This window comes from Erwinia magellanica (assembly GCF_039023495.1).
Classification (GTDB): Bacteria; Pseudomonadota; Gammaproteobacteria; order Enterobacterales; family Enterobacteriaceae; genus Erwinia.
In genome coordinates, this window is the sequence record NZ_JBCHVC010000003.1 from 461,742 (window position 1) to 481,773 (window position 20,032).

Consider the following 20,032-nt stretch of genomic DNA (forward strand, 5'->3'; position numbering starts at 1 on the left):
TTACTTGCCTGAAAGCGGATCTTGCGAAAAATGCAGGCCAGCCGTACCTGGCGGCGCGGCAATGCCCCCCAACCCGACATGCCGAAGGTCGGGGGAGTGCTCCGCAAAACGTTCTGCGGGATGGAATACCTTCAGGCGGGTTTCCGGAGGCTGCGGGCGGCCAAAGAAGAAGCCCTGGAACAGGGTACAGCCCTCGATTTTTAACTGCTCAAACTGTTCACTGCTTTCCACCCCTTCCGCAGTGATCTGAATATCCAGACTGCGGCTCATTCCGGTGATAGCACGAATAATCGCCAGCGCTTCCCGGCTCTCTTTCATGTCGTTGATAAAGGACTTATCGATTTTTATCTTATCGAACGGGAAGGATCGCAGGTAGCTGAGCGACGAATAGCCGGTGCCAAAATCATCCAGCGCAATCCGCACGCCCAATGCCTTTAATTTTTGCAGCGTGTGAATGTTCACCAGCGTGTTGTCCAGCAGCACGGACTCCGTTATCTCTACCTCAAGACGATGCGGCTCCAGCCCCGACGCCTTCAGCGCTGCCTCAACCACCGAAACCAGCGAGCTGTTTTTGAATTGCAGCGGCGAAAGGTTCACCGCCACGCTCTGATGCGCAGGCCAGCTTGCCGCCTCACGGCACGCCTCATAGAGCGCATAAGCCCCCAGGCTGTGGATCAGCCCCGTCTCCTCCGCAATCGGAATGAACTCCATCGGCATAATCAGCCCTTTCACCGGATGATGCCAGCGCATCAGCGCTTCATAGCCGATGATTTCGCGGCCGTGGTTATTGGTGATGGGCTGATAGTAGAGCCGCAGATGCTTGTTGGTGATCGCCTCACGCAGATCGTTTTCAATCATTCTGCGCAGGCTGGCGGCTTCGCCCATCTCTACAGAGAAATGCTCAAACCGGTTGCGTCCGTTACGCTTCGCTTCGTACAGCGCCATATCGGCGCAGCGCAGCAGTTGCTCCGGCGTGGCGAGTTCGCGGCCACCAATAGCGATACCAATACTCAGACCGACCGCGAGGTTATGGCCGTCAACGTTGAATGGCGCACGGATCACTTCAATCAGCCGGCGGGCTACCGCTTCGGCTTCTTGCTGATGCGAGAGCGAGGGCAGCACAATGGAAAATTCATCGCCACCGTTACGGGCCAGGGTGTCAACATCCCGCAGGACGCCACGTAACCGGCTGGCGACAGCACGCAGCAGATCGTCTCCTACCTGATGGCCGAGAGCATCGTTGACGTTTTTGAAGTTGTCGAGATCCAGACCCAGGGTGGCAGTCAGCTTGCCCATCTCACGGTCCTGGCGCAGCGCTTCGTTCAGCCGCTGGCTGAACAGCACGCGGTTGGGCAGGCTGGTGAGGTTATCGTGATGCGCCATATGATGAATACGGGCATCCGCCGCGCGCTGGTCGGTGACATCATCCGCAATCAGCAGAACGTAATTCGTGCGGGCGTCGTTACCCCGGATGATCGACGCAGAAGCAGAGATAATCCGCTCTCCGCCGCGGGTAGTTAACAGCTGCTCATTTTTATGCAGCCCTTCATTACGCTGCGCTGCCGAAGAGAGCTGAGAGAAATAGTCACCCATTTCTGGCGTCAGGCAATCAACAAGCTTTTTGCCGTTGACCTGGTGCTGCGACAGGCCAAGCAGCTGCTCGGCCTTGTTATTCATCAGCAGGATCTCCCTGGAGACCACATCCTCCACAATCACCAAAGAGGGGATATTGGCGATAATGGTATCCAGGAATGTAGAGAGCGAGGCCATTTTGCTGCTGTTCTGCTCGGCCAGATCTTTCGCCCGCAGGATCTGCTGCTCATACTCGCGCACTTCGGTGCAGTCACGGGTGATCTTGGCGTAGCCCAGCAGCTGGCCCTTTTCATTGCGGATGGCATCGATCACCACATGCGCCCAGAATGCGCTGCCATCTTTACGATAGCGCCAGCCCTGATCGTTAAAACGACCGGTGGTTTCTGCCAGTTTCAGGTTGGTTTCAGGCAGGTGCGTCAGCCGGTCCTGTGCGCTATAGAAGCAGGAGAAATGCTTGCCCACGATTTCGTCTGCGGTGTAACCCTTGGCGCGGTGCGCGCCAGCGTTCCAGTTAACAACCATCCCCTTCGGGTCCAGCATATAGATGGCGTAATCGGTTACGCCTTCCACCAACAGCCGGAAAACCTGCTCTCGTTCGCGCTGCTCATCTAAAAGCCGCTGCTGCTCGGAGCAGTCGCGGGTGATCTTCGCAAAGCCGATCAGCCTGCCGTCGTCGTCATGCACCGCGTCAATGACCACATGTGCAAGAAAGGAGCTGCCATCCTTACGGTAACGCAGCCCCTGCTCTTCAAAACGTCCTGTGCGGTAAGCGGTTTTCAGGTTGGCTTCCGGCACTTTGGCCAGCCTCTCCTGAGCGCTGTAAAAGATGGAGAAATGTCTGCCGACGATCTCCTCAGCGGTATAACCTTTGGAACGCTTTGCGCCAGCGTTCCAGTTAACCACGTGGCCATCCGGATCAAGCATATAGATGGCGTAATCAGTGACGCCCTCTACCAGCAGACGAAACTTTTGCTCCTGCGCGCGCTGTTCTGCCTGTAAGGCTTTCTGTTCTGTGCAGTCGCGGGTGATTTTCGCAAAGCCTATCAGCGTGCCATCTTCCGCATGCACGGCATCAATGATCACATGCGCCCAAAACGAGCTGCCATTTTTACGGTAGCGCCACCCCTCCACTTCGTAACGACCCGTTCTGGCGGCTGTGGCAAGGCCATGCTCAGGTAAGCCTTTAGCGCGATCCTCTGCGCTATAGAAGGTGGAAAAGTTTTTGCCGATAATCTCTTCCGGCAAATAGCCTTTGGCTCGTTGCGCACCCGCATTCCAGTTGGTCACAGTGCCATCCGGTGTGAGCATGTAGATTGCGTAGTCAATTACGCTCTGCACCAGTAACCGGTACATTACATCGCTATTTTCTGTCATGGTCTTTTCGCCTGGTTACTGAGGACGTTGTGAGCTTTTGGCAAATACATCACCCGCTTTCAACTGTGTCAGGGCTTGCCGCCAAAGGGCTGAACACGACCTCAGCTTTGCAGGTTGCCTGGTTTTCCTGTGAAAATCTTTAACAGCTCTAAGCTGAATGGCGTAATAATTTCAGGGGATTTTCTTTTCCCGGTCAGAGGTTCTTTTATCTCTATCGGCATTGTTTAAAAATTATTCAGCATTTATTTAACGCTGACACTTATCGAAACAACCGCGATAAGGTTGTTCACCATAAAAAGCGTTATAAAAAAGAGCACACTTTATGGAGTCATTATGTTCAAATCTTTTTTCCCCCGACCGGGGCTGTTTTTTGGCAGTGTTGTGCTCTGGAGCGCCCTGGCTATTTTGATGTGGTTTGCCGGCGCCAGTAACTGGATCTCTCATTTTTCCGTGTTTGCCGCCAGCGCCCATCAACCGCTGCCGAATAATGCCTGGCGCTTTATCGCGCCCTCTGCGCTGGCCTTTTACCTCTACTATCTGACGGTCACCGCGATCTTTTACGCCTTCTGGGCCATCGTCAGCCCGCACCCCTGGCAACGCTGGTCCATTCTGGGTTCCGCGCTGATTATTTTCGCCACCTGGTTTTCAGTGCAGGTGAGCGTGGCGGTGAACGCCTGGTATGAGCCTTTCTATGATTTGATTCAGAAGGCGATGTCGCATCCTGACACCATTAAAATCGAGACCTTCTACCAGCAGCTACAGGGGTTTTTAAGCATTGCGATGATTGCGGTGGTCGTGGGCGTACTGAATATGTTCTTTGTCAGTCACTACATCTTTCGCTGGCGCACGGCGATGAATAATTACTATATGGAGCACTGGCCGGAGCTGCGGGGAATTGAAGGCGCCGCACAGCGTGTGCAGGAAGACACCATGCGTTTCTCCTCTACGCTGGAAGATATGGGCACCAGCTTTATCAACTCTGTTATGCTGCTGATCGCCTTTCTGCCGGTACTTGTGGCCCTTTCAGTACATGTAAAAACCATCCCAATTCTGGGCAGTATTCCCTATTCACTGGTGATTGCCGCGCTGCTGTGGTCGGTGCTGGGAACAGGCCTGCTGGCGGTGATTGGTATTAAGCTGCCGGGACTGGAGTTCCGCAATCAGCGGGTAGAGGCGGCTTACCGTAAAGAGCTGGTCTATGGGGAAGACGATCCCCATCGCGCCCGTCCGCCAACCGTTCGCGAACTGTTTTCCAACGTGCGCAGGAACTATTTCCGCCTCTATTTCCACTATCTCTACTTCAATATTGCCCGCATTCTTTATCTGCAACTTGATGCCGTATTCAGTCTCTTTGTGCTGTTCCCGTCGATCGTTACCGGCGCAATTACCCTTGGGTTGCTGACACAGATAACTAACGTGTTCGATCAGGTTCGCGGCTCGTTCCAGTATCTGATTAACTCCTGGACGACGCTGGTAGAACTGCTGTCGATCTACAAACGTCTGCGCAGTTTTGAACGGACGCTCGACAGTTTACCCGACCCGCAGGATGCGACGGTCGAGTAAGGTTCAGGCGGTAAAAAAGTCCAATTCTGGACTGCTCCCGAAATGCTGAACACGGGAGCTTTTGAGGTTTTCCCCGGTCAATCTGAAGCAGACTGGTCGGGAAATTCAACGAAACTCCGCAACTTGTTGACCTGACATCTCGCCATAGATGATCAGCTACCGTTCAGAACTCACGGGACAGTGTCAAATAACCATTAAATCAAACGGCAGCAACCGGAGCAGTACAGGGAGTATTTTCGGGAGCGGATGGAACATTACCGTAGCCTGTCACTGCAATATCCGAAAGAGAAAGATCCGGTCTGTCAGAAAGAAGATGGGAACCCCTGAGGAAGCGTCATAAGTGGCCCAGGTGCAGCGGGTTGAGAGAGATATCAGCAAAAAGCCCCCATTCGGGGCCATTAAAATGATTGATTGGCTTAGTGTCGGATCTGCGCAAGGTCATCCGCGGACAGGCCGGTCATTTTCATGATTGTGTTGCGATCGAGACCATTCTTCAGCATAGTCCGTGCAATTTTCAGGGTAGCCTCACGCTCACCTTCGGTGCGGCCTTTTTCGATACCTCGCTGTTCACCCAGTTCGATGCCTTCCGCGCGGCCTTTTTCAATACCTTTCTGTTCAAGTTGCTGTGCAATGGTCATCAGTGCGTCTCCGTGTTGCGGCACCCGCTGTGCCAGTTCGCGAACGAAAGCTTCGTAGTCAGCTGACTCACCTGCCAGCAGTAAATAGTGTATCAGCGCCGTTACCTGTGGTGAAGAAAGATAATCTGCCATCAGTAACGTGGCCAGACGATCGGTTAGCGTTGCAATGTCGCGCTGATGAATATGTTTTTGTAACAGAGTCAGCGCGGCCATGCTGCGATGGGTCATGATTTCGTCATCCGGGATGACTGTCACGTCAACCAGGGGAAAGGCGCTTCCATAAAGCCTTTCCGCCAGCGCCGGATCGTCGAACTCGTCTAACCAGCGTGTTGAATAAGGGTAGGGGCTACGCCTGCCGGTATAAAACAGCACAGGTATTACCAACGGCAGCTTTTTATGACCCGCCTCAAGGTGACGCTGCATCGCGGCGACCGCATAGCGGATCAGGCGAAAGGCCATATGTCTGTCAGGCGTGGACTGGTGTTCAATCAGGACGTGAATATAGCCGTCGCCGGCTGAGGTTTTGAGGCTGTACAGCACGTCACTGAAATACTGGCGCAGGTCATCCTCAACAAAAGAGCCGGATTCCAGCTTCAGGGTGCTGAGATCGCAAATAGCACGCAGTTCTGCTGGCAGATGCAGTTGCATAAAATCCCGAGCTATATCCGGCTGCGTCAGGAACTGGCGAAAGGTAGCGTCATGGGGCGTAGGGTTGCTTTTCTTTTTCATCGACTCAGTCTCTGAAATCTGAAGTGATGATATCACAGCTGAGGGGCGATATACCGGACGCAGGCCAGAATTCAGTGGGGGTAATTCAGATAATATCATCTTCAAAGAATGCATTAATATTGCAAAAAAGTTATTATTAATAGCTGTCTGTTAATATTTACCTCTGAAGGATCAGTACCGAGATGCCTCACATCGTTTCTAATAAAATTAAAAAAATTTCTTCTAATATCTTTTTTACCTTAATGTTGATAATGGGTTGTGCAAACATCACTGGATGTACGCCTCGGTATGCGGCGGCTTTCGATAAAGCCGTCACCTTCAGAGACTATCAAATGTACAAAAGTGATATCACGTTCTGGAGATTTGAGGATGGCGTGAGATCTAATCCGAGCACCTATACCCTGAAGATTCAAGACCGTAACAAAGACATTTTTTATATAATGGACTATGGCTCATACAGTTATCTGGGAGGGGTCAGAGTTGATCATTTCGATGAAGATTTGAAGCCTTACAGGGAATTTCTCAAATGGGCAGTAAAACCTGCTGATGAAAGAAACAGAACCGCGCAGGCGTTGTCTGACAGTGAGTTATTCAAAAATTATGATTTCACTGTTTATACGGAGAAAGAGACACAAGAACCGCTTTTGATCATCAGGCGAGATCCGGGTTTTTATATACCGACAAAAATTTATGCGATGACCAAACGAGAAGTGATCAAATTGCTTCTTCAGAGTGCAGAGATCAAATTTAAAAATGAACATGGCATAAAGAACGAAACAGACTTTGACAGAATAGGTTTATAACTATACCTGACATTTCTTTATGATTTAGCTACTGGAGAAACTTCAGCGGCATTTCAACATCCCGCCAGGCCACTCATCCTGGCGGAGATGAAGGGGATTTACGCCCTCCTTTCCAGGCGGCCCCCTTACCGATGAGCCACTGGCAGATCAGACTATCGGGTTGTGTATGCAGGTGAAAGCCTTTCTCTTTTCATCTGCCAATCAGGCGTAATGCCTCGCCCCGCAAACCATACTTTTCCCAGACCGGAAGGTTTACTTCTTTCGCGTACAGTGACATCGACAGAGCCTTTTAATAACTTCTCTTCTTCTTCGTAAAGCCATAGAGGCTGATACGTTCATGGTTGAAGTTGTGGATATAAGGCGTCAATGGCCTCTCTTAGTGCAGGAAGGCTGCTGAATTCTTTCAGATAGAAGCATTCAGATTTCAGCCGTAATTCGAGAGAGAACTTTGAACTGCTTATTGAACTGCACCTTAATCAGTTGGGTGTCCAACTTTTGGGATGCAGTTCAATTTTCTGGACTGCCCCTGTAAAGCTGGGCAGTTTATTCAGAGGCTTTCCGGCCGCGCCTTAGCTTTACGGCCTCAGCATTTTCTCTTTATATAAAGCTTAAGCTTTATGGCTTCAGGACTTTGCCTCTTTCGCCAGCGCCGCAAAGACCTGCTCAACGGCCCAGGCGCCCGGATCTTTCACGCCGTTCAGGCTATCCTGATTCAGATAGGAAGAGCGCCCCGCCTGTGCTTTCTCCATTTTTGCCGTTTCGTCAGCGCCTCTCTTCGCCGCAGCAGCCACGCTGGCGAGATCTTTACCAGCCACCAGCCCTTCAAAGGCAGGATGCAGCGCGTCGATCATCGTGCGATGCCCCGGACGTGCGCCGCCATAATGCTGCATACGATCCAACCCCCAGCTTAACGCTTGCGGTAAGGACTCGCCCTCTTCCAGCTTCTGCCCGGCAGCGGTAAACATGATCGACATCAGCACGCCGCTGGAGCCTCCCATGACTACGGCAAGCTGCTCCCCTACCAGGGTCAGCAGGCTTTGCAGCTCGTTTAAGGGCAGTTTTTTCTCCTGCAACTCTTTCAGGATTTTGCCCGCGCCCGCGGCAAAAGTGGAGCCGGTATCACCATCGCCAACTTTGGCATCCAGCTGATTCAGCTCGCTTTCCAGCCCCACCAGCGTAGTACAGATTGTGCTGATGATGGCCGCCACCTCAGCATTTTCAGAGGGCGTTATCTGCTGCTGTGAAGCGGTTTTCTCGCCCTTAACAGCCTTCAGGGCTTTGACCTCCACGGCCGGTTGCCAGCCGCTGGCTTCCACCGGTGCCAGCAGCGCCTCTTCCAGCTGTGGAGAGAGCAGCAGCGTTGAGAGTGAAAAACCTTTCATATCCAGTGCACTCACCAGCGTGGCCGGGCCAACCAGGTACTTTACCGATTTCCCCAGCGAGGCGTTCAGCGTCTCACGCGTTAATACCGCCATCTCTAAGGCAGAAAATCCGCCCAGGTTATTGATCAGCAGAGCCACTTTTTGGCCCTGAGCATTATGCGCCGCCAGCTTTTCCGTCAGTACATTAACGATCTCCACGCTGTTTTGTGTTTTCAGCGTAGAGGCGCCCGGCTCGCCATGAATACCCATCCCCAGCTCGCTCTGCCCCTCCTTCACCCTGTCGTCGCGTTTTTCACCCGGTACATGGCAGGTGGAAAAAGCCAGCCCGATACTGGCCGTTGCTGCAATCGCTTCCGTTGCCAGTGCAGTCACCTCTTGCAGCGATTTTCCCTGCTCAGCGGCAAAGCCCGCTACTTTATGCACCAGCGCCGTTCCCGCGATGCCGCGCGGCTGAGGATTATCCGGCAGCGCGATGTCATCCGTTACCATGACCAGCTCAACGTTAAATCCCAGCTTTTTTGCTTTCTCCGCCGCCAGGCCAAAATTGAGCCGGTCACCGGTGTAGTTTTTTACAATCAGCAGACAGCCCTTCTCACCCGTCACGTTCACAATGGCGCTAAGTACCGCATCCACGCTGGGAGAGGCGAAGATATCGCCACAGACGGCCGCAGTCAGCATCCCTTTTCCCACGAATCCTACATGAGCAGGCTCATGGCCCGATCCTCCACCGGAAATTAACGCGACGTTAGATTTATCCCAGTCATTACGGACCACGACCCGGATATCTTCCCCTACCTCTAACTGGCTCAGATTATGGAACCGGCTGCTAAGCAAAGCGCCTTCAATCGCTTCATTAACCAGGCTGCTCTTCTGATTCATAAAAAACTGACTCATGCTGCTTCTCTCTCTGATGAAATGAAAAGGAATCTAAGTCACTAACTGTAGCTGAATTATTGCGTTAAACCGGAAAAAAGCATGACGTGAAGCGAGTAAAACAGGGAAATTAAGATAAAGCTTAACAAATTAATTTAATACCATTAATTGGCCGACTAACTTATCAGTCCACTTATTATTCCACCTACAAAATATTGTGATTTTATATATTTTCACCTGCCAGTCAGAGCCATAACTTTAATTGTGTCGCTTTAACATAAGATCTTAATCATCTGATAAGTAATGAAATTATTTCTTAACACCTTTTTATCAAAATCGATATCCTTCGAAAAGCTGCACCCTGTAATGCCGTTTCAGTCACACTTTTCCGTTAATTTTTTTCACCGCACTGCGAAATAGCTTAAAATAAGCATGATTTCTAAGAAAGGCTTGTGGCAACCTTAGTTTTCCTTTAAAAAGAAATGAGCGGATAAGTCATAATAGTTATTAAAATACCGCTCACAGCAAATGCATTGAGTCCAACACGCCAACACCAGGGCGTTCAGAGAGCAGACCATCAGGTCTGCTTTTTTTTGTTTGTCAGATCCTCTCTACATGCTGTCAGTTTTGCGCCAGCCTCCTCTCCTGCATCCCGGCAGAATGAGTTTCTTTAATTCAGGAGAGTCATCATGCTGTTAACCCCCTCAGAAAAGTATTCGCCAGCCCCCATTTTACCGCTGCCCGATCGCCAGTGGCCGGGAAATACGCTGACTCGGCCGCCACGCTGGCTCTCCACCGACCTGCGTGACGGCAATCAGGCGCTGGCAGAACCGATGGACAGTGAGCGTAAGATGCTGTTCTGGGAATTACTGTTGCAGTGTGGTTTTAAGGAGATTGAGGTGGCTTTCCCTTCCGCCTCGCAAACCGACTTCAACTTTGTTCGTGAGCTGATTGAGGGCAATCATATCCCGCCAGACGTGACCATTCAGGTGCTCACGCAGGCCAGAAGCGATCTGATTGACCGCACGTTTATGGCGCTGGAGGGGGCGAAACAGGCGACCTTGCATCTCTACAATGCCACCGCTCCCCTGTTCCGTCGTCTGGTGTTCCGGCAGAGCCGCGAAGAGATTGTTGCGTTAGCCGTCAGCGCTACGCGGCAGATCAGGCAGCGCTGCGAGGAATACCCCGCCACGCACTGGACGTTTGAATATTCACCGGAGACGTTCTGTTTTACCGAAAGCGATTTTGCGCTGGAGATCTGCGAAGCGGTCGCCGCCGTATGGCAACCCTGCTCTGCGCGTCCAATGATTATCAATCTTCCGGCAACCGTCGAGGTGAATACGCCAAATGTCTATGCCGACCAGATTGAGTATTTTTGCCGCCATTTCTCCCGGCGTTCGCAGGTGTGTATCAGCGTTCATCCTCATAACGACAGGGGCACCGGCATCGCCTGTGCAGAGCTGGCGATGCTGGCAGGGGCCGATCGGGTAGAGGGCTGTTTGTTTGGCAATGGTGAACGTACGGGCAACGTTGATTTAGTGACGCTGGCGCTGAATCTCTATACCCAGGGCATCTCTCCCGGTCTTGATTTCAGCAATATCAGGCAGATTGTAGAGACGGTGGAGCAGTGTAATCAGCTGCCGGTTCATCCCCGTCATCCCTACGCCGGGGAGCTGGTCTTTACCGCGTTTTCTGGCTCGCATCAGGATGCGATTAAAAAAGGCTTCAGCGCCCGTCAGTTATCCCCACTCGATCGCTGGGAAGTGCCCTACCTGCCGCTGGACCCCGCCGATCTCGGCTGTAGTTATGAGGCGGTGATCCGCATTAACAGCCAGTCCGGGAAAAGCGGTGCGGCATGGATGATCGAGCAAAATCATGGTCTGTCGCTGCCCCGCGCGCTGCAACAGCATTTCAGCCAGCACGTGCAGCAGCAGGCCGACCGCGAAGGGGGTGAAATGACCCAGGCGGCCATCTGGCAGCTTTTCTGCCGCTTATATGGGCTGACATCTCCCCTGGTGTTGCTTAATGATTACCGCTGCCAGAGCGAAGGCGGCGAACTGCTGTTACAGGGAGAAGTGAGTATTGGAGAGAGGCGCAAAAGGCTGGAAGGCAGAGGAAAGGGGCTGCTTTCCGCAGCCGTCAACGCATTAAGCCGGGCCTTTGCTATCACGCTGTCGATTCAGGATTATCATGAGCATACCCTGGGGAAACAGAGCGACAGCCGTTCCATAGCTTATCTTCACTGTGTGCTGCCAGACGGGCAAACCCAGTGGGGAGTGGGTATTGATGGCGACGTGGCCAGGGCTTCTTTACAAGCACTGCTGAATGTCCTTTCTCACTGCCCCTCTCTCGCCGGAAAATAGTCGCTGGGCGATACGCCCATAATCCGGCGGAACATGGCGCTGAAGGCACTGTGGCTTTCATAGCCCATATCCAGCGCCACACGCAGCACGGAGTCGCCCGCAGCAAGGCGCGTCAGGGCTTCCATCAGCCTGGCACGCCGCACCCAGTCGCTGAACTGTAACCCTGTCTCCTGTTGAAAATGCCGCGCCAGCGTCCGGCTGCTGACGTTGATCTGCCTGGCGCTGCTCTCCAGCCTCCAGCTCTCCGCCGGTTCAGCACGGATGCGCTGGCAGAGTGCGATCAGCGGCGGGCTTTGTGGCTCCGGCAGGCAAAATGGCAGCACATTCATTGTCCTGATCTCATCCAGCATCAGCTCATAAATCCGCTCCGTGCGGGTGTTGGGCTGATACGCTTCGGGAAGGAACAGGGCAGAGACGATCAGTTCACGCAGCAGCGGAGAGACCTGCACAACCTGGCAGGTCACGGGCAGGTCGGCACGTGCCAGCGGGTCGATAAACAGTGTTCTGGCGGCCACCTGGCCGGTAATCTGTAGCGCGTGCCTGACGCCTGCGGGCATCCAGACGCCGCGACCGGGCGGCACAATCCAGTGACCTTCTGCGGTTTCGACTTTGACTACCCCGGAAAGCGTGTGAATCAGCTGAGCGCAGTCGTGATGATGCAGCGGCTCAAGCTCACCGTGCTGATAATCATGGGCGAAAGGGACCAGTGGGCGGGAAGTAAATCGGGGGGTAAAGGTTGTCGACATGCTTGTCACCGGCGGCAGACTAATTACGAAAACTTACCATGCAACCGGTGACGAAAACAGCGTTTAAGCGCTAGCGGAAGACGCTGATCGCCTCCACCAGCCGCGTTGCCTGATGGGTCATCCGCCCTGATGCCTGTGCGCCCTCTTCCACTCGCGCCGCGTTCTGATGGGTAATATTATCGAGATCCTCTACCGCCAGACTGACTTCACTTAACGCCGTCGCCTGCTCGGAAGTTGCCGCGCTGATCTGCGCAATCAGTGTGGTCACGTTCTGCACCTGCGAAACAATGTTGTCCATCGTCTGCCCGGCATCGTTGACCTGTTCACTGCCCAGCCGCACTTTGGTGGCGCTGTTCTCCACCAGATCTTTGATCTCGCTGGCGGCTTTAGCGCTGCGCTGCGCCAGACTGCGAACTTCTCCAGCCACCACCGCAAAGCCTTTGCCCTGCTCACCGGCACGCGCGGCTTCCACGGCCGCATTCAGCGCCAGGATATTGGTCTGAAACGCGATACCGTCAATCACGCTGGTAATGCTGGCGATTTTCTTCGAGCTTTCAGCAATTTCGGCCATCATAGTGACCATCTCCTTCATCGCCTTGCCGCCCTTGCTGGCCACATCACTGGTGCTTTTCGACAGCGAATTCACCTGCTGCGCCGTTTCGGTATTACTTTGCACCGTTGCGGTCATCTCATTCATCGTGGCGGCGGTCTGCTGGACGTTAGCTGCTGCCTGTTCGGTACGACGGCTCAGCTCATTGTTGCCATGCGCTATCGCATCACTGGCGCTGAGCACGTTGATGGCCTGACCGCTGACATCATTCACCAGCCAGCGGAACATCAGCCCCAGCTGGTCAATCGCCCGCAGCGTGGTGCCAACCTCATCCACGCGATCGATTTGATCGACCTGATGGCTGGCGCCCGTTGCCACGCGCAGCGCCTGCTGGCACATCTGCTCAATCGGGCGTGCAATCTGCTGCTCCAGCCAGGCCGAAGCCAGAACCAGTAACAGCGCCATGATGCCGCCGAAAATAGCCAGAGATTGCGCAGGCAGACCCAGCGCCCAGACACCCGCTAATGAAAGAGGAAACAGAGCAATCAGAGCGGTACGGATACGCCAGCGTAGCGACAACGTTTTAAACAGAGAAGCCCAGCGCATCACGCCGGTTCTGATCAGCAGCCCTTTATGGAAGCGCCACCCCTTACGTTTGCCCTCGCGGAATTCGCGGTAAATCCTTTCGGTTGCCTGGATCTCCTGCACGGTGGGTTTGGTGCGCACGGACATATAGCCCTGCACTTTGCCCTCTCTCACAACAGGGATGGCGTTGGCCCGAACCCAATAGTAGTCGCCATTCTTACGGCGGTTTTTCACCAGTGCCGTCCAGGGTTCGCCCTGTTTCAGCGTCGCCCACATATCCGCAAAAGCTTCCGGCGGCATATCGGGATGCCGCACCAGGTTGTGCGGCTGGCCGTTAATCTCATCCGGCGTAAAGCCGCTGGCCTCGATAAACGCATCGTTAGCATAAGTAATATGGCTGTTGATATCGGTGGTCGACATCAGTGTGGCCCGATCGTCAAACATATACTCTTGCTGGGTGACGGGTAAATTTGTACGCATAAATGGGTGCCCTTGAGGCTGCCGCCTGAATTGACTTAGTGGGATAAATTACGGTTTTTTATATTTTCGGCGGCAGAGGGATGAACTTTAGCGGCCTGAAGGAAATTACGTGATTCCTGTCGCAAACCGGGAATTCAGGCGGGCCGTGCGTTGCGCAGAAAATGAACCGGTTCCAGAGCAGCGATGCTCCTCTGTTTGCCAGGTCATTATTCTCAAGAGGAATTTCAGGATAGTACGGAGATAAAGTAGCAGAAAAGCAGCGGCTTGAAAAAAAGAGGGTAAAACGGCGTGTTAATAAAGGGTGCTAAGGACGGGGTTTCACCTGCCCTCAGCACCCGCTTATCATCAGGTTGCTGAAGCTAAATTCTTCATTTTTGATTCATATGCCACAGCCTGCTTAGCGTCAAACTGGTTTTCCCATTTGGCAATAACCAGCACCGCCAGCGCATTGCCCACCACGTTCAGCGCGGTACGCGCCATGTCCATGATGCGGTCTACACCAGCAATAAACGCCAGACCTTCCAGCGGAATACCCACGCTGCCAAGCGTGGCCAGCAGCACCACAAAGGAGACGCCCGGTACGCCTGCAATGCCCTTTGAGGTCACCATCAGCGTTAATACCAGCACAATTTCCTGACCCACAGAGAGGTCGATGCCGTAGAGCTGGGCGATAAAGATGGCCGCGATGCTTTGATAGAGCGTCGACCCGTCCAGGTTAAATGAGTAGCCCGTCGGCACCACAAAGCTGGTGATCGATTTCGGCGCGCCATAGGCTTCCATCTTCTCCATGATACGCGGCAGCACGGTTTCCGAACTGGAGGTGGAGTAAGAGAGGATCAGCTCATCTTTCAGAATGCGCATCAGCGTGGTGATACGCAGTTTACAGAGCCGTGCAACGCCGCCCAGCACCACAAAAGCAAAGAACAGGATTGCAGCGTAAACCAGGATCACCAGCTTCGCTAACGGCCACAGCGAGGCGAAACCGAAGTTGGCGATGGTTACTGAAATCAGCGCAAACACCCCAATCGGCGCGTAACGCATAATCATGTGCGTGACTTTGAACATCGCTTCAGAGGTAGAGCGGAACACCTTCAGCAACGGATCGCGATGTTCGGCAGGCAGCGAAGAAAGCCCCAGGCCAAACAGCACGGAGAAGAAGATGATCGGCAGCATGTCGCCTTTGGCGATGGCGGCGAAGATATTCTGCGGGATCAGCGACAGAATGGTGGTGACCAGGCTGTGCGCCCCGCCCTGCACCTCGGCCGTGGTTGCTTCATACTTAGAGATGTCCACCGTTGCCAGCGTCGACATATCAATGCCGTAGCCGGGTTGAAACACGTTCGCCAGGGTAATGCCTACCACAATGGCAATGGTGGTTATCACTTCAAAATAGACGATGGTTTTTACGCCAATTCGCCCGAGTTTTTTTGCATCACCCACACCGGCAATCCCTACGATCAGGGTGGAGATGACGATGGGCACGACAATCATTTTGATCAGGTGAATAAAGATGTCACCGGCAGGGCTGAGAATGTTAGTGATTAACCATTCACGTTCTCCCGGCTGGTTATGCAATATAGCGCCGACGATGATCCCCAGTACTAACGCCGTCAGTATTTGCCAGGCAAGGCTGAATTTTGCTTTCATAACTTGTCTTTTTTCCTTAACAAAACCCGTGCTCCGCGCAGACTGGCGGAATGAATCACTCTCAAGGGGAGTAGGCCGAAGTCGGCTAATTCGCGGATAATGGATGGTTGAAACCTGAATTTCAGGCGCGTAATCAGTACCATTTTCACTGGTATAAATGCAACCCTAAGCGACATGTGGCTACTTTAAGGGCGGCTAACAGGATAAAGCTCTGAAACACCCCCCACTTAAAGTAACTTGTTGTTATACTTAGAAATAATTATATTTCATTAAGCATAGCTATGCATTTTGTCGCTTTGCGTGGCAATAATGAGAGGTTTCAGTTGTCTGTTTTATAAGCAGTGATTTTCGTTGATGCGCTGCTTTTGTGGGCAAAAAGGCGAAAAGGTTCCACACACTGGGGGCCGTTCAGAGCCATTTCATTACCTGTTGTTATGACGTGATCTGTGGCGCAAAAAGCAAACAAAACTCCCCGGCTCGCTTCAATTAACCTTTGATTGACATATCATTAACATCTTCAAGGAGATTTGCCATGAGCCAACAACACCGACACCCTGTTCCCGCCCATATTGCGGAAAATGCCCTGATCACTGCCCAGCAGTACCAGTCCATGTATCAACAGTCTGTACAAGACCCCGATGCGTTCTGGGGCGAACAAGGCAAAATACTCGACTGGATCAAACCTTTTTCTGTGGTCAAGAACACCTCGTTCGCGCCGGGTAAAATTTCTATCCGCTGGTATGAGGATGGCACGCTCAACCTGGCGGCTAACTGCCTTGACCGTCATCTGCACAGCCGTGGCGATCATCCCGCCATTATCTGGGAAGGAGATGATGCCAGTGAGAGCAAAACGCTGACTTTCCGCGAGCTTCACCGGGAGGTCTGCCGCTTTGCCAACTCCCTGACCGAGCTTGGGGTGAACAAAGGCGACGTGGTGGCTATTTATATGCCTATGGTGCCGGAAGCCGCGGTTGCCATGCTGGCCTGTGCGCGCATTGGTGCGGTGCACTCGGTGATTTTCGGCGGCTTTTCCCCGGAGGCGGTGGCGGGTCGTATTATTGACTCCAGCGCTAAGCTGGTGATCACAGCCGATGAAGGTGTACGTGCGGGCCGTACTATCCCGCTGAAGAAGAATGTTGATGACGCGCTGGCTAATCCCGGCGTGAAGACTATTACCAATGTGGTGGTGTTCCGGCGCACCGGCAAAGAGACGGGCTGGGTAAATGGCCGCGACCTCTGGTGGCATGAGTTAATGAACAAGGCCAGCGCACACCATCAGCCGGAAGAGATGAGCGCGGAAGATCCGCTGTTTATCCTTTATACCTCCGGTTCCACCGGCAAACCCAAAGGGGTGCTGCACTCCACCGGCGGTTATCTGGTCTATGCCGCGACAACCTTTAAATATGTGTTTGATTACCATCCTGAAGATGTCTACTGGTGCACCGCTGATGTGGGCTGGATAACCGGACACAGCTACCTGCTGTATGGCCCGCTGGCCTGCGGCGCAACCACGTTGATGTTCGAGGGTGTGCCCAACTGGCCGAAACCCAGCCGGATGGCAGAAGTTGTCGACAAACACAAAGTCACCCTTCTCTATACCGCGCCTACCGCCATTCGCGCCCTGATGGCCGAAGGGGACAAAGCGATTGCCGGAACCGATCGTTCCAGCCTGCGCATTATGGGTTCAGTGGGTGAACCTATTAATCCGGAGGCCTGGGAGTGGTATTACAACAAGATTGGTGACGGACGCTGCCCGATTGTGGATACCTGGTGGCAGACCGAAACGGGCGGTTTTATGATCACTCCGCTGCCAGGCGCGACGGAACTGAAGGCGGGTTCAGCCACTAAACCTTTCTTCGGCGTACAGCCTGCACTGGTAGATAATGAAGGGCATGCTCAGGAAGGGGCCTGCGAAGGCAACCTGGTGATTGTGGATTCATGGCCGGGCCAGGCCCGCACCCTCTATGGCGATCACGAGCGCTTTGAACAGACTTACTTCTCTACCTTCAAAAATATGTATTTCAGCGGTGACGGCGCGCGCCGTGACGAGGAAGGATACTACTGGATCACCGGACGGGTTGACGATGTGCTGAACGTTTCAGGCCATCGCCTTGGCACGGCAGAGATCGAATCGGCGCTGGTGTCGCACCCAAAAATTGCCGAGGCTGCCGTGGTGGGTATTCAGCACAGCATCAAAGGCCAGGCAATTTATGCCTATATCACCTTAAACAGTGGCGAAGAACCTTCTCCAGAACTTTATACCGAAGTGCGTAACTGGGTACGCAAAGAGATTGGCCCGATAGCCACGCCGGATGTGCTGCACTGGACCGACTCGCTGCCGAAAACCCGCTCGGGCAAGATTATGCGCCGCATCCTGCGCAAAATTGCGTCGGGCGATACCAGCAATCTGGGCGACACCTCCACGCTGGCCGATCCTGGCGTCGTGGAGAAACTGCTCGAAGAGAAGCAGTCCATTAAAATGCCGTAACGGCACGGGTTTTAAAATAGCGTCATAACGGTAAATGGGCAGCGTAATAAATAGAAGTTAATAACGCTGCCCATTATTCATTTCACTAACAGTCATTGAATGCTTTAAACCTATCCTACAGACCCTGAATAATTTGAGGTTTGGTGCAACGAACGTAATCCGGGAGGCTGCTCCAGGGCGCGCTCGTGCACTATCCGCAGCCTGAAGTATGAAGGGTATAAAAGAATACCTCTGGAGACGCTGTGATGAATGACATTATTTATCAAAGGATAGAAAAGAGCGCACGCTTTAAAGAACTGGTTAGAAAACGCCAGGCCTTTGCCACTCTGCTCTCCGTTATCATGCTGATTCTGTACGTGGGCTTTATTCTGCTGATTGCCTTTGCGCCCGGCTGGCTGGGTACGCCGTTACATGCCGGAACCAACGTCACACGGGGTATTCCGATTGGCGTGGGGCTTATTGTGATCTCTTTTGTACTGACCGGCGTTTACGTCTGGCGCGCTAACGGTGAATTTGACCGTTTAACCCGTGAGTTGCTGAATGAGGTAAAAGGATGAAATATCGTCATCTGTTATTTAGCCTGCCCGCCCTTTTGCCTTTTTCCGCGCTGGCTGCCGATGCAATAACCGGCGCGGTGGAAAAACAGCCGACCAATTACGAAGCGATAATTATGTTTATTATCTTCGTGGCGGCAACGCTCGGCATTACTTACTGGGCCTCTAAACGCACCCGTTCCCGCAATGACTACTATACGGCTGGCGGCAATATCACCGGCTTCCAGAACGGGCTGGCCATGGCGGGTGACTTTATGTCAGCCGCCTCTTTTTTGGGCATCTCCGCGCTGGTTTATACCTCGGGTTATGACGGACTGATCTACTCGCTGGGCTTCCTGGTGGGCTGGCCGATTATTCTGTTTCTGATTGCCGAACGTCTGCGCAATCTTGGCCGCTATACCTTTGCTGACGTGGCTTCTTACCGTCTGAAGCAACTGCCGATCCGCACACTTTCGGCCTGCGGATCGCTGGTGGTGGTCGCGCTCTATCTTATTGCTCAGATGGTCGGCGCGGGCAAGCTCATCCAGCTGCTGTTTGGTCTGGATTACCACATTGCGGTGGTGCTGGTAGGGATATTGATGGTGCTCTACGTGCTGTTCGGCGGCATGCTGGCCACCACCTGGGTACAGATTATTAAAGCCGTGCTGTTGCTGTTTGGTGCCAGCTTTATGGCGATTATGGTGATGAAAACCGTTGGTTTCAGCTTTAATAACCTGTTTACCCAGGCGATGGCGGTGCACCCGAAAGGCATCGAAATCATGCGGCCTGGCGGCCTGGTGCATGATCCAATCTCTGCCCTGTCGTTGGGGCTTGGGCTGATGTTTGGTACCGCCGGTCTGCCGCATATCCTGATGCGCTTCTTTACGGTCAGCGATGCCCGCGAAGCGCGTAAAAGCGTGTTCTACGCCACCGGATTTATGGGCTATTTCTACTTCCTGACCTTCATTATTGGCTTTGGCGCTATCCTGCTGGTTGGCGCGAATCCAGCCTTTAAGGATGCCAACGGCCTGCTGATTGGCGGGAATAATATGGCGGCGGTGCATCTTGCCGATGCGGTAGGCGGCAGCCTGTTCCTGGGCTTTATCTCCGCCGTTGCCTTCGCCACCATTCTGGCGGTGGTGGCTGGCCTGACGCTGGCAGGCGCGTCTGCGGTCTCTCACGATCTCTATGCCAGCGTGTTCCGCAAAGGACAGGCGACCGAACTGCAAGAGCTGCGGGTTTCCAAAATCACCGTAGTGCTGCTGGGTTTTGTGGCTATCGCGCTGGGGATCCTGTTCGAGAAGCAGAACATCGCCTTTATGGTGGGGCTGGCGTTCTCCATTGCCGCAAGCTGTAACTTCCCGATTATTCTGCTGTCGATGTACTGGTCGAAGCTGACCACGCGCGGCGCAATGATTGGCGGCTGGCTGGGATTGATTACCGCTATTGTGCTGATGGTGCTTGGCCCCACTATCTGGGTACAGGTGCTGGGCAATGCCAAACCGATCTATCCGTATGAATATCCGGCGCTCTTCTCAATGCTGGCGGCCTTTATTGGCACCTGGCTCTTCTCTGTCACCGATCATTCGGCATCGGGCGCACAGGAGCGTCAGCGCTTCCAGGCACAGTTTGTTCGTTCACAGACGGGTGTGGGTATTGAGGGCGGCAAGGCGCACTGAGTAAAG

12 protein-coding genes and 2 pseudogenes are annotated in these 20,032 nt (G+C 53.3%); 6 read left to right on the forward strand and 8 right to left on the reverse strand.

All coding sequences use genetic code 11. The features are described from left to right. Entirely contained in the window at positions 1–2,967 is a 2,967-nt protein-coding gene (locus AAH450_RS13905) for a bifunctional diguanylate cyclase/phosphodiesterase (RefSeq protein WP_342910737.1), read from the reverse strand. Between the two features lie 333 nt (positions 2,968–3,300). Here AAH450_RS13905 and sbmA point away from each other — a divergent pair, with 333 nt between their 5' ends. Then, positions 3,301–4,530 (forward strand): peptide antibiotic transporter SbmA, encoded by a 1,230-nt coding sequence (gene sbmA / locus AAH450_RS13910; RefSeq protein WP_342910738.1) that lies wholly within the window; start codon positions 3,301–3,303, stop codon positions 4,528–4,530. 416 nt (positions 4,531–4,946) lie between these two features. Here the strand turns inward: sbmA and AAH450_RS13915 are convergent, their stop codons facing one another. Beyond that, positions 4,947–5,897 carry an Rpn family recombination-promoting nuclease/putative transposase gene (locus AAH450_RS13915; RefSeq protein WP_342910739.1) on the reverse strand — a complete coding sequence of 317 codons (951 nt, stop codon included), beginning with the start codon at positions 5,895–5,897 and terminating at the stop codon, positions 4,947–4,949. A 182-nt stretch (positions 5,898–6,079) separates the two neighbouring features. On the opposite strand from AAH450_RS13915, the gene AAH450_RS13920 reads away from it, so the two are divergent. Continuing rightward, on the forward strand, positions 6,080–6,700 hold the full coding sequence (locus AAH450_RS13920; RefSeq protein WP_342910740.1) for a hypothetical protein: 621 nt from the start codon (positions 6,080–6,082) through the stop codon (positions 6,698–6,700). A gap of 152 nt (positions 6,701–6,852) precedes the next feature. On the opposite strand, the pseudogene AAH450_RS13925 reads toward AAH450_RS13920, so the two are convergent. The 3 genes and pseudogenes from AAH450_RS13925 to AAH450_RS13930 all read right to left on the reverse strand — a co-directional run. Continuing rightward, positions 6,853–6,951: pseudogene (locus AAH450_RS13925) on the reverse strand (DUF4113 domain-containing protein); the annotation flags it as partial. A 38-nt stretch (positions 6,952–6,989) separates the two neighbouring features. Further along, positions 6,990–7,128 (reverse strand): annotated as a pseudogene (locus AAH450_RS21150) (IS3 family transposase); the annotation flags it as partial. Between the two features lie 195 nt (positions 7,129–7,323). After that, positions 7,324–8,976 carry a dihydroxyacetone kinase subunit DhaK gene (locus AAH450_RS13930; protein WP_342910741.1) on the reverse strand — a complete coding sequence of 551 codons (1,653 nt, stop codon included), beginning with the start codon at positions 8,974–8,976 and terminating at the stop codon, positions 7,324–7,326. Between the two features lie 668 nt (positions 8,977–9,644). Between AAH450_RS13930 and leuA the strand changes: the two genes are divergently transcribed. Further along, positions 9,645–11,318, forward strand: coding sequence for a 2-isopropylmalate synthase (gene leuA / locus AAH450_RS13935; protein ID WP_342910742.1), 1,674 nt, complete (start codon positions 9,645–9,647; stop codon positions 11,316–11,318). Here leuA and AAH450_RS13940 read toward each other — a convergent pair. From AAH450_RS13940 to gltP, 3 genes are all read right to left on the reverse strand, one after another. Further along, positions 11,291–12,064 carry an AraC family transcriptional regulator gene (locus tag AAH450_RS13940; protein ID WP_342910743.1) on the reverse strand — a complete coding sequence of 258 codons (774 nt, stop codon included), beginning with the start codon at positions 12,062–12,064 and terminating at the stop codon, positions 11,291–11,293. The genes leuA and AAH450_RS13940 overlap by 28 nt on opposite strands. A 70-nt stretch (positions 12,065–12,134) precedes the next feature. Then, positions 12,135–13,679: a methyl-accepting chemotaxis protein gene (locus tag AAH450_RS13945; protein ID WP_342910744.1), complete on the reverse strand. Its 1,545-nt coding sequence runs from the start codon at positions 13,677–13,679 to the stop codon at positions 12,135–12,137. Between the two features lie 345 nt (positions 13,680–14,024). Then, positions 14,025–15,326 (reverse strand): glutamate/aspartate:proton symporter GltP, encoded by a 1,302-nt coding sequence (gene gltP, locus AAH450_RS13950; protein WP_342910745.1) that lies wholly within the window; start codon positions 15,324–15,326, stop codon positions 14,025–14,027. A 532-nt stretch (positions 15,327–15,858) separates the two neighbouring features. Between gltP and acs the strand changes: the two genes are divergently transcribed. From acs to AAH450_RS13965, 3 genes are all read left to right on the forward strand, one after another. Beyond that, positions 15,859–17,814 (forward strand): acetate--CoA ligase, encoded by a 1,956-nt coding sequence (gene acs, locus AAH450_RS13955; protein ID WP_342910746.1) that lies wholly within the window; start codon positions 15,859–15,861, stop codon positions 17,812–17,814. 245 nt (positions 17,815–18,059) lie between these two features. Then, complete coding sequence (locus AAH450_RS13960; protein ID WP_306208523.1) at positions 18,060–18,371, forward strand: DUF485 domain-containing protein; 312 nt, start codon at positions 18,060–18,062, stop codon at positions 18,369–18,371. After that, positions 18,368–20,026, forward strand: coding sequence for a cation acetate symporter (locus AAH450_RS13965; RefSeq protein ID WP_342910747.1), 1,659 nt, complete (start codon positions 18,368–18,370; stop codon positions 20,024–20,026). The genes AAH450_RS13960 and AAH450_RS13965 overlap by 4 nt, the downstream gene beginning before the upstream one ends. Positions 20,027–20,032: the final 6 nt, after the last annotated feature.

What these genes read in the sequence shown, in the direction of transcription:
- AAH450_RS13920 (WP_342910740.1), top strand. Translation starts at nt 6,080, where the DNA reads ATGCCTCACATCGTTTCTAATAAAATTAAAAAAATTTCTTCTAATATC.
- AAH450_RS13930 (WP_342910741.1), bottom strand. Translation starts at nt 8,976, where the DNA reads ATGAGTCAGTTTTTTATGAATCAGAAGAGCAGCCTGGTTAATGAAGCG.
- AAH450_RS13960 (WP_306208523.1), top strand. Translation starts at nt 18,060, where the DNA reads ATGAATGACATTATTTATCAAAGGATAGAAAAGAGCGCACGCTTTAAA.
- AAH450_RS13965 (WP_342910747.1), top strand. Translation starts at nt 18,368, where the DNA reads ATGAAATATCGTCATCTGTTATTTAGCCTGCCCGCCCTTTTGCCTTTT.
- AAH450_RS13940 (WP_342910743.1), bottom strand. Translation starts at nt 12,064, where the DNA reads ATGTCGACAACCTTTACCCCCCGATTTACTTCCCGCCCACTGGTCCCT.
- sbmA (WP_342910738.1), top strand. Translation starts at nt 3,301, where the DNA reads ATGTTCAAATCTTTTTTCCCCCGACCGGGGCTGTTTTTTGGCAGTGTT.
- gltP (WP_342910745.1), bottom strand. Translation starts at nt 15,326, where the DNA reads ATGAAAGCAAAATTCAGCCTTGCCTGGCAAATACTGACGGCGTTAGTA.
- AAH450_RS13915 (WP_342910739.1), bottom strand. Translation starts at nt 5,897, where the DNA reads ATGAAAAAGAAAAGCAACCCTACGCCCCATGACGCTACCTTTCGCCAG.
- leuA (WP_342910742.1), top strand. Translation starts at nt 9,645, where the DNA reads ATGCTGTTAACCCCCTCAGAAAAGTATTCGCCAGCCCCCATTTTACCG.
- acs (WP_342910746.1), top strand. Translation starts at nt 15,859, where the DNA reads ATGAGCCAACAACACCGACACCCTGTTCCCGCCCATATTGCGGAAAAT.
- AAH450_RS13905 (WP_342910737.1), bottom strand. Translation starts at nt 2,967, where the DNA reads ATGACAGAAAATAGCGATGTAATGTACCGGTTACTGGTGCAGAGCGTA.
- AAH450_RS13945 (WP_342910744.1), bottom strand. Translation starts at nt 13,679, where the DNA reads ATGCGTACAAATTTACCCGTCACCCAGCAAGAGTATATGTTTGACGAT.